Source organism: Nonomuraea sp. N2-4H (assembly GCF_045291505.1).
GTDB lineage: Bacteria > Actinomycetota > Actinomycetes > Streptosporangiales > Streptosporangiaceae > Nonomuraea > Nonomuraea fastidiosa.
The window spans coordinates 2,668,650-2,685,091 of the sequence record NZ_CP147987.1 but is presented as its reverse complement, the minus strand read 5'-3'; the positions used below and the strand labels follow the sequence as shown (position 1 = coordinate 2,685,091).

The window sequence follows — 16,442 nt, the reverse complement described above, 5'->3', positions numbered from 1 at the left end:
ATGGGCAGGTCCCGTTCGTGACTATGGTGAACCGCAATCCGAGGAGGAGCACGCAGTGAAGTACATGATGTTCGTCTGCAACGACCCCGAGCCCGACACCGACAGGGAGAACCTGCCGGACATCGAGGCCTGGGTGGCCGACAACGACACCCGCGGGCGGCGGCTGCAGGGCGGGGCGCTGGCGTCGGGGTCGGCGGCGACCACCGTCCGCGTGCGCAACGGCGAACTGATCCTCACCGACGGCCCGTTCACCGAGACCAAGGAGATGATCGTCGGCTTCGATCTGCTCGAATGCGCCGACCTCGACGAGGCGATCGAGGTGGCCCGCGCCCACCCGATGGTCAGGGAGGGGCGTCTGGAGCTGCGCCCGGTCCTGGAGGCGTGAACGTCCTGGAGAGCGTGGCCGCGGACGCGTACGCGCGCATCGTGGCCACGCTCATCCGCGTCACCGGCGACTGGACGCTGGCCGAGGACTGCGCCCAGGAGGCGCTGGCGCGTGCCGTGCAGCGGTGGCCGGAAGACGGCGTTCCGCCCAATCCAAGCGGCTGGCTGATGACGGTGGCGCGCAACCGCGCGATCGACACGCTGCGCCGCGCCTCGCTGGAACGCCGGAAGCTGGAGGAGCTGGCCGCGCTCTCGGTGGACGCCGGCGACGGCCCGTGGACGAGCGGTGAAAGCGGCGGGGAGGAGATCGTGGACGATCGCCTGAGACTGATCTTCACGTGCTGCCATCCGGCGCTGGCGCTGGAGGCGCGCGTGGCGCTGACGCTGCGGACGATCTGCGCGGTGCCGGCCGCCGAGCTCGCCCGTGCCTTCCAGGTCACCGAGTCGGCCATGACCCGCCGCCTGACCAGGGCCAAGCACAAGATCGCGGCGGCGCGCATCCCGTACCGGGTGCCGAGCGGCCCTGCGTTGGACGAGCGGCTGCCCGGTGTGCTCTCCGTGCTGTACCTGCTGTTCACGCAGGGCTACAACGCCGACGGCGAGCCCGCGTTCGCCGACGAGGCCGTCCGGCTGGCACGGCTGCTGCGGCGGCTGATGCCGGGGCAGGACGAGGTGGCGGCGCTGCTCGCGCTCTTCCTGCTGCAGCACTCGCGGCGGGACGCCCGTCGCGACCGCGCCGGTGAGCTGGTGCCGCTGGAGCGGCAGGACCGGTCGCGCTGGGACCGCGCCGCGATCGCCGAGGCCCTCGGCATCCTGGCCGAGCCGGCGGAGGGCGGTTTCGGGGACCGTATCACCGTGTGCGGCCCGTACGAGTTGCAGGCCCGCATCGCCGCCTGCCACGCGACGGCACCGTCGGTGGCGGATACGGACTGGGCGCAGATCGCACGCTGCTACGACGAGCTGTCCCGCATCCGCTCCACGCCGGCCGTCGAGCTGAACCGCGCCGTGGCGCACGGCTACGCGTACGGCCCTCGGGAGGGCCTTGCCCTGCTGGCCGGCGCCCGTGCGGGCGGCGAGCTGGACGGCCACCCGCTGGCCCTCGCCGCCGAGGCCGACCTCACCGCCAGGCTCGGCGACCGCGGCCGCGCGGCGGCCCTGTTCCGCGAGGCCGCCGCCGTCGCCCACACCGACGCGGAACGCCGCGCCCTGCTCGCCCGCGCCGCGGAGACGGCCCAAGGCTGACGGTCACACAAGCGGCGGTCCTGGCCGTGGACGGCCACGGCCAGGACGGCTCTGCCAGGGCGTACCGGATGTCCGGGCTAGACGATCGCGAACGCGTGCCGCGTGCGCGCGTACCCCTCCGGGAGCCGGGCGGGCAGGCCGAAGGAGGTGAAGTCGGCGGTCAGGAAGGAGACCACCTCGCCGATCCTGGAGCCGCGCACGGTGATGAGGTCGAGGCCGGCGGGCTGGTAGGCGGAGCGGCCGTCCCAGGCGTACGTGCCGAACGCGAGCTGCCCGTTCGCCTCGGTGGGCAGGACGCGCCAGCGCTGCCCCAGCACCTCGCTCAGGAAGATGCGGATCTCGGCGTGCCCGCGGTACAGCTCGGTCAGCGGCGGCATCGAGATCCGGGCGTCCTCGGTGAGCAGTGCGAGGATGGCGTCGGCGTCGCCGCTCTCCCACGCTTCGGCGTAGCGCTGGGCGACGTCCCGCCGGCCGGCCTCGCCGAGCGCGGCGAGCGCCTGCTGCTGGCTCTCCTCGGGACGCCGCGCGGCGAGGACCTTCCTGGCCCGCTGCAGCGCGCTGTTGACGGCGGGCCGGCTCGTGTCCAGCACCTCGGCGGCCTCGCCCGCGCTGTAGCCGAGGACGTCCCGCAGCAGCAGGGCGGCGCGCTGCACGGCGGTCAGGTGCTGGAGCATGGCGACGAACGCGAGCTCCATGCTCTCCCGCTGGAGCGTGCGCGCCTCGGGACCGAGCCGGTCCACCCAGCCCATCAGCCGGTCGGGGTAGGGCTCCAGCCACGCCACGTCCCCCGCCGATGGGCCGTCGGGCCGCAGGTCGGCGGGCAGTTCGCGGCGGCCGCGCCGCTCGATGAGCGTCAGGGAGCGGTTGGTCGCGATCCGGTACAGCCACGGGCGGAACGACCCACGATGCTCGACCCGTCCCAGGCCCCGCCAGGCCCGGTCAAGGGTCTCCTGCACCACGTCCTCCGCGTCGTGCACCGACCCCAGCATGCGGTAGCAGTACGCCCGCAGCTCCCCGCGCAGCGGGCCCACCAGGTCTCCGAACGCGTCGCCGTCGCCGGCCCGCGCCGCGTCGAGCAGCTCGGCCTCGGTCGTGGTGTGCGGCCGGTCGGTGGCTTCCCTCATGTCTCCTCCATCGGTGTGCGCCGCACGGCCGGACGACTCGCGTGCCTCGGCACCGCGATGAGTTCGCCCGTTCCGGCGGGTCTTAACTACCGACGGATTCGCACCGACCCCTGAGAACGGAAAATCTGTTGATGTCTACTGACGAGGACAGCACGATTATGCGCGGCGCGCAACCCGTGCGCAGGAGCACATCGTTTGCCACAGGAGCCGCGGCGTGAGCGTCATCCCCGGCGATCGCAAGACCTTCTACCAGCTGCTGGCCAACACCGTTCTGGTGTCGGTGGTCAACAGCACCGCGTGGTTCGCCATCACCTTCTACGTCTATCTGCAGACGCACTCGGTCTTCGCGACCGGCGTGATCTCCGGCATCTTCCTGGTGCTGACGGCGCTGTCCGGCATCTGGTTCGGCAGCCTGGTCGATCACCACTCCAAGAAGGCGATGATGCAGCTGTCGGCGCTGGCGTCGCTCGTGCTCTACGCCGGGGCGCTGGCCGTCTATCTGACGGTGCCGCAGGAGTCGTTCACCGATCCGGCCGGCGTGCCGCTCTGGGTGATGGTCGTGCTGCTGATGTTCGGCGTCATCGCGGGCAACATCCGCACGATCGCGCTGCCGACGCTGGTGACGCTGTTGATCCCCGAGGAGGGCAGGGACCGCGCCAACGGGCTGGTCGGCAGCTCGACGGGGGTGAGCTTCCTGGTCACGTCGGTGTTCAGCGGCGGGCTCGTCGCACTCGGCGGCATGTACTGGGTGCTCGTGCTCGGCCTGGGGGCGCTGGTGCTCGCGCTGCTGCATCTGGCCGCCGTCCGCGTTCCGGGGAATCCGGAGGCTTCCGCGCAGGAGGACGCGCCGAAGCGGTCGGTGGATCTGCGCGGCACGATGCGGCTGGTCGGCGAGGTGCCGGGGCTGACGGCGCTGATCCTGTTCACCACGTTCAACAACTTCCTCGGCGGCGTCTTCATGGCGCTGATCGACCCGTACGGGCTGACGCTGGTGCCCGTGCAGGTGTGGGGGCTGCTCTGGGGCGTTTTGAGCACCGGGTTCATCGTGGGCGGGCTGCTCGTCTCGCGTACCGGTCTGAGCCGCAACCCGCTGCGGGTGCTGCTGCTCACCAACCTCGTGCTGTGGGGGGTGACCGTGCTGTTCCCGGTGCGCTCCTCGATCGTGCTGCTGTCTGTGGGGATGTACGCGTACATGCTGCTCGTGCCGTACGCCGAGGCCGCGGAGCAGACGATCCTGCAGAAGGTGGTGCCGTACGAGCGGCAGGGGCGGGTGTTCGGCTTCGCGCAGAGCGTGGAACAGGCCGCGTCGCCGCTCACCGCGTTCCTGATCTCGCCGATCGCGCAGTTCGTGGTCATCCCGTTCATGACGGACGGCGCGGGCGCCCGGGCGATCGGCGGCTGGTTCGGCACCGGCACCGACCGCGGGCTCGCCGTCATCTTCATGGCGGCCGGCGTCATCGGCCTGCTCGCCACCGTCGTCGCCTTGCGCAGCCGCCCGTACCGCCGGCTCAGCGAGCGCGTCACCTCCTCGCCTGACGAGGACGCCGGGGGCGCGGCCGAGCCGGCACCGCCGGAGGACCTTCAGCAGGCCAGGCCCTGAACCGCCGGTTGACCTCAACCCTGGTTGAGTTTCCAGCGTGATCCGGAGACACGGGAGGATCACGATGCGGATGGATCGGGCTGGAGTTCGGCGTCCTGAGCCTCCCGCTGCGTCCTGTCGCCCTGGTCGCGGCGCAGGTGCAGACGCTCCAGCACCGGTCGGGTGGCCGGGTCGTGCTCGGCGTCGGGATCGGCGGTTTCCCCGGCTCGCCGTTCTGGCGGGCCGTCGGGGCTCCCGCGCGGGACAGGGAGCGCCGGACCGATGAGGCGTTGCGCGTGCTGCCCGGCCTCATCCGCGGCGAGGCCACGAAGGCGGGCGACGCGGAAGTCACGCTCAGCCTCGGCGGCGACGACTTGCTCCGTCAGGCGGAGACGCCGGCAGCGGCCAGGGCGCGGGCGGCTACGGTGCCGCGGCGGCGTACGGCTCCATGAGTTTCTGCTCGGCGTGGTCGAGCGCCATGCGTACGGCGCCGTACGCGATGCTCTCCTCGCCGAACGTGGACGGCGCGACCTCCGGCGGGTTGAGGCACATCTCGGCCAGGTGCGCCCGCATCCGTTCCAGCAGCACCTCTCCCCCGCGTGCCAGCGTGCCGCCCACGACGACCAGCTCGGGGTCCACCGCGGCCACGAGCACGGACGCACCCCGCGCGAGCCCGTGGGCGAGCCGGTCCACCAGCGCGAGCGCCTGCCGCTCGCCCGCCCGTGCGGCCTGGAAGAGCTCGTCCGCGCCGCGGCCCGCCTCGGCGAGCACCACCGACGCGTCCTCCCAGCCGGTGAGCGGGACCCTGCCCAGCTCGCCGGCGCTGCCGGTGCGGCCGGTACGCAGGCGGCCGTCGAGCAGCAGCCCGTGGCCCGCCCGGTAGCCGGTGAGCACGTAGACCAGGTCGTCGACGTGGCGTGCGCTGCCTCGCCAGTGCTCGGCGACGGCGGCGAGGTTGGCGTCGTTCGCCGCGAAGCCGGGGCAGCCGAACCATCGGCCCACCTGCCCGGCGAGGTCGAGCCCCGTCCAGCCGGGGATGAGAGTCGAGATCGTCACCCTGCCCGAGCGGTCCACGACGCCCGAGGTGCCCGCCGTGGCCGCCCACACGCCGCCGCGCGCCGGTCCGGCCGCCTCGACGCAGGCGGTGGCGGCCCGCTCGGCCAGCGCGAGGCGCTCGGCGGCGGGCAGGTGCTCGTCCGTGTCGAGCCGGCGTTCTGCGACGACGTCGCCGTTGAGGTCGGCCAGCATGGCGAGGATGCGCCGCGGCCCCACGTCCAGGCCGACGACGTGACCGGCGTCCGCCCGGAACGCGAAGCGCCGGGCCGGCCCGCCCCGCCCTCGGCCGGCGCGACCTCGCGTGCGAGCCCGCGCGCGGTCAGGTCGGCGAGCGCCGCCTCGGCGGTCTGCCGCGACAGGCCGGCGGCGCGCACGAGCTGCGTCAGCGTCTGCGGCCCGCCCCGGCGCAGCGCGTGCAGGGTGGCGCGGGTGTTGAGCCGGCGCAGCAGCGCCGCGTCGCGAGTTATGCCAGGAGTTGTCATAAATCCTCTTGACCGTAGGACTGCAGCGACCCTAGCTTTATGACGTATCTTCTCATAATTGGAGCGGAAAGCATGCCGCACATCGGGCTGGCGCTGGTCGGGGCGGGCGACCGGGGGACGAAGTACACGAGGTACGCGACGATGGACGGCCGCGCCAGGCTCGCCGCCGTGGCCGAGCCCGATCGGCGGCGCAGGGACGCGCTGCTCGCCGAGTACCCGGAGGCCCTGGCCTTCGGCGACTGGCGGGAGCTCGCCGAGCGGCCCCGGCTCGCGGACGCGGTGGTGATCGCGACGCTGGACGCCGACCACGTGGAACCGGCGGTGCGCTTCGCCGAGCTGGGTTACCACGTGCTGCTGGAGAAGCCGATGGCCACCGATCTGGCGGACTGCCGCCGGATCGTCGCGGCGGCCGAACGTTCCGGCGTGATATTCGCGGTCTGTCACGTGCTGCGCTACACCACCTACACCCGGCGGGTGAAGGACGTGCTCGACAGCGGGCGGCTCGGGGAGATCGTGACCATCGAGCACCTGGAGCCCGTCGGCTGGTGGCATCACGCCCACTCGTACGTGCGGGGCAAGTGGCGCCGTGCGGACCAGGCCACGTTCATGCTGCTCGCCAAGTCGTGCCACGACCTCGACTGGCTGACGTACGTGATGGGCCGCCGCGTCGCCCGGGTATCGTCGTTCGGCGGCCTGAAGCACTTCACGGCGGAGAACCGCCCGGCGGGCGCCGCCGACCGCTGCCTCGATTGCGCCGTCGCGGCCGGCTGTCCGTACGACGCCAGGCGCATCTATTCGCCGTACGTGGGCGAGGAGAAGCGCTGGCCCCTCTCGGTGCTCACTGACGACCCGACGGAGGCGGGCCTGTTGCGGGCGCTGCGCGAGGGCCCGTACGGCAGGTGCGTGTACGCCTGCGACAACGACGTGGTGGACCACCAGGTGGTGAACCTGGACTTCGACGGCGGGGCGACGGCCTCGTTCACCATGACCGCGTTCTCCCCGATGTCCCACCGCAGGACCCGCATCTTCGGCACCCGCGGCTTCCTTGAGGGTGACGGCGCCACGATCACCGTGACCGACTTCGTGACCGGCGAGGCCGAGGTCATCGAGACGAACCCGCCCGCCGACGGCCACGGAGGCGGCGACCAGGGCCTGATCGCCGCCTTCCTGGACGCGCTCACCCGGGACGACCCGGCCACGATCCTGTCGGATCCCCGGGAGAGCCTGCACAGCCATGAGGTCGCCTGGGCGGCGGAGGAGTCCCGCCTCACCGGGACGGTCGTCACCCTCTGAGACGCCCTGCTGAGACGCCCTGCTGAGACGCCCTGCTGAGACGCCCCGCTGAGACGCCCCTCCGAGACGCCCTTTGGGAACGCCCTTCTGGGGCGTCAGCGCTGCGGCTCCCGGCGGAAGGTGACGTTCGCGCTGTAGCCGAACCCGCCGCCCCGGACGGTGTTGGCGTAGACGGCGACGTCGCTGACCGGGAGCTGGGCGTTGGTGGCGTTCACGCCGACCGCAGGCCTGGTCGAGCCCTCGGTCAGCGTGCGCCGGCTCGTGGCCTCAGCTCCGTCAGGTGCGTGATCGTAGAGCAGTGCCCGCTTCGTCCGGTGCGACGTGGTCCTTCCGGCAGCCGTTGGAGCAGCCGGATCGCAGGGAGCGGTCCCGGGAGGATGCGTCTACCATGCGGGCATGCCGCGATCAGGCAGCCCCCGGCGCTCCTGGAGCGGGCTCGGTCACCTGAACGCCGGACCGGCGCTCGCGCTCGCCGCTGTCGCGCTCAGTGCCGACTGCGCGAGCGGGCAGCCCGCCGCGCGAGGAGCGTCCCCCCAACCGGTCCCCTCTTCCGCCACTCCCTCGTCCTCCTCCGCCTCGCCTTCCACCCCCTCGCCTTCTGCACCGCTGCGCAAGTACTCGCTGAAGGAGCTGAGGTCGAAGCCGTGCCTGGCCCTCGACGAGCGCGACCGCGCGGCCCTCGGCATCAAGGAGGAGGGAGAGCACAGCTCGACCAAGGGCGGGGAGGTGTGCAGGTGGGAGGTGGCGGGACAGAGCGTCAGCCTCGACCTCGACGTGCCGCTGTCCTTTGCGAAGACGATGACCAAGGACGGGCGCGTCACGCAGGTGCCGGTGGGTTTGCACCGGGGCATACAGGCCGAGTTCCAGCGCATCTGTTTCATCTTCGTCGCTGTGGACGATGTCGATCATCTGATCGGGACGACGACCATCCCGGACCGAGGGGTTTCACAGGACGCCAATGTCCGATGGGAGCCGCGGTCGTCGCCGCCGCGCTGACTCACATCCGCTGAACGTATGGGTCCCCGCCGGTGCCGTTACGAGGCGGCCGCCGGTTCCGGGGCGTGGTGGGCGCGGCGGTAGGCCAGGGGGGACAGGCCGAGGTTGGCGTAGAAGTGCTTGCGCAAGGCGACGGGGTCGCCGAAGCCGCAGGCGGTGGCGATGCGCGCGATCGGCAGCTCGGTGGTCTCCAGCAGCAGGCGCGCGTGCGCGAGCCGACGCTGCGCCAGCCACTTCTGCGGGCTGCTGCCCACCTCGCTGCGGAAGCGGCGGGTGAACGTGCGCACGCTCATGTTCGCGTGCCTGGCCATGTCCTCCAGTGTGATCGGCTCGGCCAGGTTGTCCAGCACCCACTGCCGGGTGGCCGACGTCGAACGGTCGGTGTCCTGCGGCACCGGGTGCTCGATGAACTGCGCCTGCCCGCCCTCGCGCCAGGGCGCGACCACGCAGCGCCGCGCGGCGGCCGCGGCGACCGCCGCCCCGTGGTCCATGCGGACCAGGTGCAGGCACAGGTCGATGCCGGCCGCGCCGCCGGCGGAGGTCAGGATGCGGCCGTTGTCGACGAACAAGACGTTCGGATCGACCTCGACCTTGGGGAACAGCCGCGCCAGCCGGTCGCACAGCGCCCAGTGGGTGGTGGCCCGCCGGCCGTCCAGCAGCCCGGCGGCGGCGAGCAGGAAGGCGGAGGTGCACAGGCTGACGATGCGGGTGTCCGGCCCGATGCGCTTCAGCGCGGCGGCGACGTCATCGGGCGGCTCGCCGGTCGCGAGCAGCCGCTCGCTGGGCTCCTGCGTGGCGATCACGACCGTGTCGGCGCTCTCCAGCAGCGACTCGTCGTGGTCTACGACGATCTTGTAGTCCTCGTGGGTGCGTACGGGCCTGCCGCCGATGGAGCAGGTGGTGACCGAGTACAGGCGGGTTCCGTCGGGCTCGCAGGCCTCGTTGAACACGCGAGCCGGGATGCCCAGATCCAGCGGCAGCACGCCGTCGAGCGCGAGAACGGCCACGCGATGCGTCATGGCCGGAATTGTACGGTAGATGGCTCTCCGGCCACTCACACAGGTCCCTCGCCCTCGGCCACTCTTTCTTCCTGCCGGGGGTGACGCTCCCGGCACGGAACCCGAGGGAGGACATGATGCGAGCTGTCACGATCAAGGAGTTCGGCGGGCCCGAGGTGCTGACCGTGGAGGACGTGGAGCGCCCGGAGCCGCTGCCGACCGAGGTCCTGGTACGCGTGCACGCGGCCGGGGTCAACCCGGTGGACTGGAAGACCCGGGCGGGCCAGGGCATGGCGGGCCTGCAGACGTTCCCGCTGATCCTGGGCTGGGACGTCTCGGGCGTCGTGGAGAAGGTCGGCTTCGGTGTGCACACGCTCAGGCCCGGCGACGAGGTGTACGGCATGCCGTGGTTCCCGCGCGCGGCCGGCGCGTACGCCGAGTACGTGACCGCACCGAGCCGCCAGTGGGCCCGCAAGCCGGCCACGCTCGACCACGTGCACGCGGCCGCCGTGCCGCTGGCCGCGCTGACCGCCTGGCAGATCCTGACCGCCACCGCCCACGTGCAGGAGGGCCAGCGCGTGCTGATCCACGCCGCCGCCGGCGGTGTCGGGCACTTCGCGGTGCAGTTCGCCCGCCACCTGGGCGCCCACGTGATCGGCACGGCCCGCGCCGCCCGCCACTCCTGGCTGAAGGAGCTGGGCGCCGAGGAGACCATCGACTACACGACCACCCGTTTCGAGGACGTCGCCGAGGACGTGGACGTCGTCATCGACCTGATCGGTGACGGGCAGGACCGGACGAGCACCCGTTCCCTGCGGACGCTGCGCCGCGGCGGCCTGCTGGTGGCCGTGCCCGGCGGCGTCTCCCCCGAGCTGGCCGAGGCGGCCGAGGAGGCCGGGGTGCGCACCAGCGCGTACCTGGTCGAGCCGGACGGTCCCGCGCTGGACACGATCGCGGGCCTGATCGACGCGGGTCACGTCCGTGTCGAGGTGGAGGAGACGTTCCCGCTGGAGCAGGCCGCCAAGGCGCACGAGCGCGGCGAGACCGGCCGCACCCGCGGCAAGCTCGTCCTCACCGTGAACTGACGCGGCCTTCCGAGTGACACGATGTTCTACGAGATCCGCCGCTACCAGGCCAAGCCCGGACGCCGCGACGAATGGGTGCGCTACATGGAGGACGTGGTCATCCCGTTCCAGACCGCGCAGGGCATGGACGTGACCGCCTCCTTCGTCGACGCGGAGGACCCGGACGGCTACGTCTGGATCCGCCGCTTCGATGACGAGGAGGAGAAGAAGGCGCTGTACGAGGCCGTCTACGAGAGCGACCGCTGGAAGAACGAGATCGGCCCGGTCGTCTACGACCTGCTGATCCGGGAGAGGACCGTGGTCACCCGTGTGACGCCGACCCCGGCGTCTCCCCTGAGGTGACGGCGCGGACAGGGCCCGCCCCGGACGCCGGGTCCGGGCTCTGCCGCCCGTCCGGCTCATCCGTGAGGGCCCTGGTCAGCACGTCGAGGACGGTGAACCGCTCCAGCTCCGCGGCGACGGCGTCGGCCACCATCTGGTCGAGGCAGGTCAGCGACTCCTGGATGTTGCGGCCGATCGGGCACGCCGGATCGGGCCCGTGCAGCCCGAGCACCGGGTCGTCGCCCTGGAGCAGCCGCCAGACCTGGGCGAGCGTGATGTCGCGGGGGTCGGCGGCCAGCTCCCAGCCTCCGCGCACGCCGGGGCGCGAGCGCACCAGCGCGGCCTCGCGCAGCGGCCCGAGCACGCGGCGTACGTAGACGGGGTTGACGTTGGTGCTCTCCGACAGCTCGTCGGAGCTGACCGGGCGGCCGTCGGTCTGGCCCGCGAGGTAGGTCAGGACGTGCACGGCCACGGCGAACTGCGTGTTCTTCGACCGTGCCATGCCGCCATCCTGTCATATCGCAACCGTGATGGCTACAGTATAATCAATTCGCAACTTTGATGATTGCGAATAGGAGCATCGGGATGACGATCGCCATCACAGGCGCCTCCGGCCCTCTGGGACGCGCCACCGCCGAGTACGTGCTGCAGACCACCGACCCGCGAGAGGTCGTGCTGACCACGCGCCGCCCCGAGGCGCTCGCCGATCTCGCCGCCCGCGGCGTCCAGGTGCGGCGGGCCGACTTCGGCGAGCCCGCCACGCTCGACACCGCGTTCGCGGGCGTCGAGCGGCTGGTGCTCATCTCCACCGACGTGGTGGGCGTGCGCCTCGACGGGCACCGCGCGGCGGTCAAGGCCGCCGCCGCTGCCGGGGTGCGGCACGTGATCTACACCTCGGTCCCCGAGCCGGTGCCGGACAACCCGGCGCTGGTGGTCGCCGATCACGCCGGCACGGAGCAGGCGCTGCGCGACAGCGGCATGAGCTGGACGTTCCTGCGCAACAACCTGTACGCGCACATGCAGACCGCCCGCATCCAGCAGGCGATCGCGTCGGGCCGGCTGGTGAGCAACGGCGGAGACGGCGCCGTCGCCTACGTGACCAGGGAGGACTGCGCGGCGGCGGCCGCGGCGGTGCTCACCGAGGGCGGGCACGAGGGGCAGGCGTACGACATCACCGGGCCCGAGGCGCTGACCGCGGCCGACCTGGCGGCGCTCGCGCGCGAGATCGGCGGCCGGGACGTGGAGCTGGTGGAGGTGGACGACGCCGCGTACGCCGCCGGCCTGCGGGCGGCCGGTGTGCCCGAGGAGGCGGCGCGGGTGATGACGTCGTTCGGCGCGGCGACGCGGGGCGGCTTCCTCGCCACCGTGACCTCGGCGGTCGCCGACATCACCGGGCGGCGGCCGACCGCGCTGGCGGACGTCGTACGCACCGCGCTGAAGGGCTCCTGACGCCGGGGATCGCCTGACGCTGCGGACCGGCTCGCGTTCAAGAGCCGCCTGACCGCGCGGAATCCCGCCGTTCGCACCGTTGTTTAGACTGTACTGTAAAGTCTAAATTCGTGAACGGCAGGCGAGTGAGGAGCGCGGCGGCATGACGGACCGGCCGGCGCAGACGCGGCGGCGCAGATCTTCATCGGACGGGAAGATCCTCGCGGCGGCGAAGGAGCTGTTCCTGGCCGACCGCTACGCCGGCGTCACCGTGGAGCGGGTCGCCGAGCGGGCCGGCGTCTCGCGGCAGACCGTCTACAACCGCTTCGGCGCGAAGGAGACGGTCTTCCGCGAGATGCTCCGCTACCACTGGGAGTCCTTCGATGGCAAGAGCATCACGTGTGATGCGGGTGCGAGCGCCGAGGACGTCCTGCGGGAGTTCGCCCGTTCGCTGCGGCGCTTCGCCACCGAGACCGACCAGATCCGCTTCGCCCGGCTCGTGGTCACCGAGTCCGCCCGGCTTCCGTGGATCGCCGACGAGTTCTACCGGCTGGGTAAGGGACCGGTGGCGGCGGCGTTCACCGCCTGTCTGGACGACCTGGTCGAGCGCGGCCTCCTGCGCTGCGAGGACACCTACCTCGCGGCCCGCCAGTTCATGGGGCTGGTGCAGGAGTTCCTCGTGTGGCCCGGGGTGATGGCCTTCGAGGAGGAGATCGCCGCCCAGCCGTCCGCCGAGGTGGTGATCGAGGAGGCCGTACGCACGTTCCTGGCCCGCTACGGCCCCGCCTCGCCTGGCCCGCAGCTTTAGGAGATCCCGTTTCATGCCCGCATACAAGATCGTTCTCGGCGACGTCGAGATCACCCGCGTCATCGAGTGGTCCGGCCCCGTCCGCACCGCCCGCTTCATCGTCCCGGACAGCGACGAGGAGACCTGGCGGCGCAACGAGGACTGGCTCGCGCCCGACTTCTGGAACCCCGCCGACGACGCCTACCTCTGCCACATCCAGACCTGGGTGCTGCGCAGCGAGGGCAAGACGATCCTGGTGGACACCGGGGTCGGCAACGGCAGGGAGCGCCCGCAGATCCCGCTGTTCGCCGATCTGCAGACGGACTTTCTCGACCGCCTGCGCGCGGCCGGGGTCGCACCAGAGGACGTCGACGTCGTCGTCAACACGCACATCCACTATGACCACGTCGGCTGGAACACCGAGTGGCGCGACGGGGCGTGGCGGCCGACGTTCCCGAACGCCACGTACCTGATCCCGCGCGTCGACAACACCTACTTCGACCCGGCGAACGCCCACCTGCGCCGGGCGCCGCGCGACGATCACGAGCGCATCCGCTGGGAGGGCAGCAAGCTCGTGTTCAACGACAGCATCGCGCCCATCCACGAGGCCGGGCAGGCGGTGCTGTGGGAGGGCGGCCACCGCATCGACGGCAACCTGACGCTCGAGCCCGCACCGGGGCACACCCCCGGCTCGTCCGTGCTCACCCTGCGCTCCGGCCCCGACCGGGCGGTCTTCGTCGGCGACATGCTGCACAGCCCCGTACAGGTCCTCGATCCGCGCTGGAACAGCTGCTTCTGCGACGACCTGCAGCTCGCCGCCAAGACCCGCCGCGCCTATCTCGAACGCGCCGCCGACCAGCGCGAGCTGATCTTCCCCGCCCACTGGCCCGGACACAGTGCCGCCGAGGTGCGCAAGAACGGCGACGGCTTCGCCGTCAACAAGTGGGCCGCCTTCCCCACCAGGTGACGGGCGCCCCTACAGTGGGTGCCCGTGCTCTACGGAAGGTCTGCGGAGATGGGCGCGCTCGACGAGGTGATCGCGCGGGCGCGTGACGGCTCCGGCGGCGCGGTCGTCGTGCGCGGTGAGGCGGGGACGGGCAAGACGGCCCTGCTCGACGCGGCGGCCGCGCGCGGCGGCGGGATGCGGGTGCTGCGGACCACGGGCGTCGAGTCGGAGTCCGATCTCGCGTTCGCGGCGCTGCACCAGGTGCTGTGGCCGGTGCTCGGGTCGCTCGGCGCGCTGCCCGAGCCGCAGCGGCTCGCCGTGGGCGCGGCCCTGGGGCTGGAGCCGGGCGGTGCGGGCGATCGGTTCCTGGTGGGGGCCGGGGTCCTGTCGCTGCTGGCCGAGGCGGCCGTGCCGGACGGGCTGATCTGCGTGATCGACGATTTCCAGTGGATCGACCGGGCCTCGGCCGACGCGCTGCTGTTCGCCGCCAGGCGGCTGGGCACGGAACGCATCGCGATGCTGTTCGCCGTACGCGGTGACGCCCCCGTCAAGGGGGTGCCGCGGACGGTGGACGTAGGGGGGCTGCCCGAGTCCGCCGCCGACGAGCTGCTGCGGGAGCGCCACGGCGAGCTGCCCGACCGGGTACGGCGGGAACTCGTCGCGCTGACCGGCGCGAACCCGCTCGCGCTCCACGAGATCGTCGCCCGCCTGACGCCCGCGCAGCTCGCCGGGGACGAGCCGTTGCCCGACCCGCTGCCCGGCGGCGCGCGCCTCTTCGGCGACCGGGTCGCCGCCCTGTCCCCCGAAGCCGGTCTCGTCGCCCTGATCGCCGCCGTCGAGGCCGACCTCCCGCTGGTGCTCGGGGCCGCCGAGCGGCTGGCCGGCGGGCAGGCGGCGCTGGCGGAGCTGGAGGAGTCGGGGCTGGCCGAGGTGTCGGGCGCGACCGTGCGGTTCCGGCATCCGCTCGTCCGCTCCGCGATCCTGGAGGCGGCCTCCCCCGCCGACGTGCGCCGGGTGCACGCCGTGCTGGCGGAACTGGCCTGCGACGACCGCCGCGCCTGGCACCTGGCGGGTGCCACGCTGGGCCAGGACGAGCAGGTCGCCGCCGCGCTGGTGGCCGCCGCCGAGCGGGCGCGCGAGCGCGGCGGGTACGGCGCCGCCGCCACCGCCCTGTCCCGGGCCGCCGAGCTGACCCCGGACCCGCGCGTCCGTGCCGCGCGGTTGAAGGACGCCGCCGTCGCCGCCTGGCTCGGCGGGCGTCCTGGTCAGGCGCAGTCGCTGCTGGCCGAGGCCCGCGAGCGCGCCGGCGATGACGCGCGTCTCGCCATGGAGATCGCCCGGCTGCGCGGCCGGTTCGAGCTGAACTCGGGGGACGCCGCCGAGGCCGTACGCATCCTGTCGGCGGGCGACGGCCTGGACATGCTGGCCGACGCCGTGGAGGCGGCCTCGTACGTCGGCGACACGAAGGCGATCGCCGAGCTGGGCCGGCGGGCGGCGGCGCACCCCGAGGGGTTCCTGCGCGACACGGTGGCCGGGATCGGCCTGACCCTGGACGGCGACCCCGAGGGGCCGGGCCTGCTGCGGCGGGCCCTGTCGCGGGCTCTGTCGCGGGCCGGCGAGCTGGAGGACGCGGCCGAGCACCTGTGGGCGGCGGCCGCGGCCAGCTACCTGGGCGAGAACGACCTGGCCAATGAGCTGGCCGAGCGGGCCGGGCGGGTCGCCAGGGTGTCGGGGATGAGCGGGCAGCTGCCGGTCGTGCTGGAGTTCACAGCGACGGCGGAGCGCCTGGCCGGGCGGCTGGCGCGCAGCCAGGCCCTCTCCGAGGAGGGGCTGGAGCTGGCACGCGAGGCCGGATACACGAACACCGTCGCCGCGCACCTCGCCAACCTGGCGGCGGTGGCGGCGCTGCGGGGCGAGGAGGAGCTGTGCGCGCGGCAGGCCCGCGAGGCGCTGGCCATCGCGATCCCGCACCGGGTGGGGATGCGCGCGGGGGTGGCGTCGTACGCGCTGGCGCTGCTCGATCTGTGTCTCGGCCGGTACGCGGCGGCGCACGACCGGTTCAAGGCCGTCGTCGCGGCGGGGCCGGGGGCCGGGCATCCGACCGTGGTGTGGCGGACGGCCCCGGATCGGGTCGAGGCCGCCGTGAGCGCGGGCGACGAGGAGGGCGCGCGGGCGGCGCTGGCCGCGTACGAGCGGTGGTCGGCGAACGCCGCCACGGCCGAGTCGCAGGCCCTGCTGGCCCGCTGCCGCGGCCTGGTCGAAGGTTCCGATGACGCCTTCGCCGAGGCGCTGCGGCTGCACACCAACCCGTTCGAGGCGGCGAGGACGGCGCTGCTGCTGGGCGAGCGGCTGCGCAGGACGCAGCGGCCCGGTGAGGCGCGGGCGCATCTGCGGGCGGCGCTGGAGACGTTCGAGCAGGCGGGTGCCCGGCCGTGGGCGCGGCGGGCGCAGGACGAGCTGCGGGCGGCGGGCGAGAGCGGGCAGGCACCGGCCGCCGACGTGCTGGACGTGCTGACGCCGCAGGAGCTGCGCATCGCGGGCCTGGTCGCCGACGGGCTGTCCAGCAAGGAGATCGCGGCCCGGCTCTTCCTGAGCCCGCGTACCGTCGAATACCACCTGTACAAGATGTATCCGAAGCTGGGGATCAGCTCCCGTACTGATCTGGCGCGGCTGGTAGTTCTACGGAAGGCACCCGTAAGCGGCGGCGGCATGCTGTGAGGC

At 72.9% G+C, this 16,442-nt stretch carries 16 protein-coding genes; 12 read left to right on the top strand and 4 right to left on the bottom strand.

What is annotated here, in order from left to right; translation table 11 throughout:
• Positions 1-64: 64 nt before the first annotated feature.
• Both WBK31_RS12070 and WBK31_RS12065 read left to right on the top strand, forming a co-directional pair.
• Positions 65-385 carry a YciI family protein gene (locus WBK31_RS12070; protein WP_406675481.1) on the top strand — a complete coding sequence of 107 codons (321 nt, stop codon included), beginning with the start codon at positions 65-67 and terminating at the stop codon, positions 383-385.
• Positions 382-1,626: an RNA polymerase sigma factor gene (locus WBK31_RS12065; protein WP_406674815.1), complete on the top strand. Its 1,245-nt coding sequence runs from the start codon at positions 382-384 to the stop codon at positions 1,624-1,626. The genes WBK31_RS12070 and WBK31_RS12065 overlap by 4 nt, the downstream gene beginning before the upstream one ends.
• Before the next feature lie 77 nt (positions 1,627-1,703).
• Here WBK31_RS12065 and WBK31_RS12060 read toward each other — a convergent pair whose 3' ends face one another.
• Positions 1,704-2,750, bottom strand: coding sequence for an RNA polymerase subunit sigma-70 (locus tag WBK31_RS12060; RefSeq protein ID WP_364069974.1), 1,047 nt, complete (start codon positions 2,748-2,750; stop codon positions 1,704-1,706).
• 214 nt (positions 2,751-2,964) lie between these two features.
• Between WBK31_RS12060 and WBK31_RS12055 the strand changes: the two genes are divergently transcribed.
• On the top strand, positions 2,965-4,350 hold the full coding sequence (locus WBK31_RS12055; RefSeq protein ID WP_364069976.1) for an MFS transporter: 1,386 nt from the start codon (positions 2,965-2,967) through the stop codon (positions 4,348-4,350).
• A gap of 74 nt (positions 4,351-4,424) precedes the next feature.
• Positions 4,425-4,781, top strand: coding sequence for an LLM class flavin-dependent oxidoreductase (locus WBK31_RS12050; protein ID WP_406675480.1), 357 nt, complete (start codon positions 4,425-4,427; stop codon positions 4,779-4,781).
• On the opposite strand, the gene WBK31_RS12045 is transcribed toward WBK31_RS12050, so the two are convergent.
• Entirely contained in the window at positions 4,750-5,601 is an 852-nt protein-coding gene (locus WBK31_RS12045; protein WP_406674814.1) for an ROK family protein, read from the bottom strand. The genes WBK31_RS12050 and WBK31_RS12045 overlap by 32 nt on opposite strands.
• A 338-nt stretch (positions 5,602-5,939) precedes the next feature.
• On the opposite strand from WBK31_RS12045, the gene WBK31_RS12040 reads away from it, so the two are divergent.
• Both WBK31_RS12040 and WBK31_RS12035 read left to right on the top strand, forming a co-directional pair.
• Entirely contained in the window at positions 5,940-7,160 is a 1,221-nt protein-coding gene (locus WBK31_RS12040) for a Gfo/Idh/MocA family protein (protein ID WP_406674813.1), read from the top strand.
• A 396-nt stretch (positions 7,161-7,556) separates the two neighbouring features.
• Positions 7,557-8,156 (top strand): DUF3558 family protein, encoded by a 600-nt coding sequence (locus WBK31_RS12035; RefSeq protein WP_364069984.1) that lies wholly within the window; start codon positions 7,557-7,559, stop codon positions 8,154-8,156.
• A 38-nt stretch (positions 8,157-8,194) separates the two neighbouring features.
• Here WBK31_RS12035 and WBK31_RS12030 read toward each other — a convergent pair whose 3' ends face one another.
• Positions 8,195-9,175 (bottom strand): helix-turn-helix domain-containing protein, encoded by a 981-nt coding sequence (locus tag WBK31_RS12030; RefSeq protein ID WP_364069986.1) that lies wholly within the window; start codon positions 9,173-9,175, stop codon positions 8,195-8,197.
• A gap of 113 nt (positions 9,176-9,288) precedes the next feature.
• On the opposite strand from WBK31_RS12030, the gene WBK31_RS12025 reads away from it, so the two are divergent.
• Together WBK31_RS12025 and WBK31_RS12020 are read left to right on the top strand one after the other, a co-directional pair.
• Positions 9,289-10,239: an NADP-dependent oxidoreductase gene (locus WBK31_RS12025; protein WP_406674812.1), complete on the top strand. Its 951-nt coding sequence runs from the start codon at positions 9,289-9,291 to the stop codon at positions 10,237-10,239.
• A 21-nt stretch (positions 10,240-10,260) separates the two neighbouring features.
• Positions 10,261-10,581, top strand: a complete 321-nt coding sequence (locus WBK31_RS12020; protein WP_364069990.1) for an NIPSNAP family protein — start codon at positions 10,261-10,263, stop codon at positions 10,579-10,581.
• On the opposite strand, the gene WBK31_RS12015 is transcribed toward WBK31_RS12020, so the two are convergent.
• A complete protein-coding gene (locus tag WBK31_RS12015; RefSeq protein ID WP_364069992.1) occupies positions 10,541-11,062 on the bottom strand; it encodes an Rrf2 family transcriptional regulator in 522 nt (173 codons plus the stop codon). The two genes, WBK31_RS12020 and WBK31_RS12015, sit on opposite strands and share 41 nt — an antisense overlap.
• Before the next feature lie 83 nt (positions 11,063-11,145).
• Here WBK31_RS12015 and WBK31_RS12010 point away from each other — a divergent pair, with 83 nt between their 5' ends.
• The 4 genes from WBK31_RS12010 to WBK31_RS11995 all read left to right on the top strand — a co-directional run bounded on the left by WBK31_RS12010 (position 11,146) and on the right by WBK31_RS11995 (position 16,439).
• Entirely contained in the window at positions 11,146-12,009 is an 864-nt protein-coding gene (locus WBK31_RS12010; protein WP_406674811.1) for an NAD(P)H-binding protein, read from the top strand.
• Between the two features lie 142 nt (positions 12,010-12,151).
• Positions 12,152-12,796, top strand: a complete 645-nt coding sequence (locus WBK31_RS12005; protein ID WP_378789647.1) for a TetR/AcrR family transcriptional regulator — start codon at positions 12,152-12,154, stop codon at positions 12,794-12,796.
• A gap of 13 nt (positions 12,797-12,809) precedes the next feature.
• Positions 12,810-13,742 (top strand): MBL fold metallo-hydrolase, encoded by a 933-nt coding sequence (locus WBK31_RS12000; protein WP_406674810.1) that lies wholly within the window; start codon positions 12,810-12,812, stop codon positions 13,740-13,742.
• Between the two features lie 24 nt (positions 13,743-13,766).
• Positions 13,767-16,439, top strand: a complete 2,673-nt coding sequence (locus tag WBK31_RS11995) for an ATP-binding protein (RefSeq protein ID WP_406674809.1) — start codon at positions 13,767-13,769, stop codon at positions 16,437-16,439.
• Positions 16,440-16,442: the final 3 nt, after the last annotated feature.

Excerpts from the sequence above, each read along its gene's own strand:
- WBK31_RS12070 (WP_406675481.1), top strand. The coding sequence starts at position 65 with ATGATGTTCGTCTGCAACGACCCCGAGCCCGACACCGACAGGGAGAAC.
- WBK31_RS12060 (WP_364069974.1), bottom strand. The coding sequence starts at position 2,750 with ATGAGGGAAGCCACCGACCGGCCGCACACCACGACCGAGGCCGAGCTG.
- WBK31_RS12040 (WP_406674813.1), top strand. The coding sequence starts at position 5,940 with ATGCCGCACATCGGGCTGGCGCTGGTCGGGGCGGGCGACCGGGGGACG.
- WBK31_RS12035 (WP_364069984.1), top strand. The coding sequence starts at position 7,557 with ATGCCGCGATCAGGCAGCCCCCGGCGCTCCTGGAGCGGGCTCGGTCAC.
- WBK31_RS12030 (WP_364069986.1), bottom strand. The coding sequence starts at position 9,175 with ATGACGCATCGCGTGGCCGTTCTCGCGCTCGACGGCGTGCTGCCGCTG.
- WBK31_RS12025 (WP_406674812.1), top strand. The coding sequence starts at position 9,289 with ATGATGCGAGCTGTCACGATCAAGGAGTTCGGCGGGCCCGAGGTGCTG.
- WBK31_RS12020 (WP_364069990.1), top strand. The coding sequence starts at position 10,261 with ATGTTCTACGAGATCCGCCGCTACCAGGCCAAGCCCGGACGCCGCGAC.
- WBK31_RS12015 (WP_364069992.1), bottom strand. The coding sequence starts at position 11,062 with ATGGCACGGTCGAAGAACACGCAGTTCGCCGTGGCCGTGCACGTCCTG.
- WBK31_RS12010 (WP_406674811.1), top strand. The coding sequence starts at position 11,146 with ATGACGATCGCCATCACAGGCGCCTCCGGCCCTCTGGGACGCGCCACC.
- WBK31_RS12005 (WP_378789647.1), top strand. The coding sequence starts at position 12,152 with ATGACGGACCGGCCGGCGCAGACGCGGCGGCGCAGATCTTCATCGGAC.
- WBK31_RS12000 (WP_406674810.1), top strand. The coding sequence starts at position 12,810 with ATGCCCGCATACAAGATCGTTCTCGGCGACGTCGAGATCACCCGCGTC.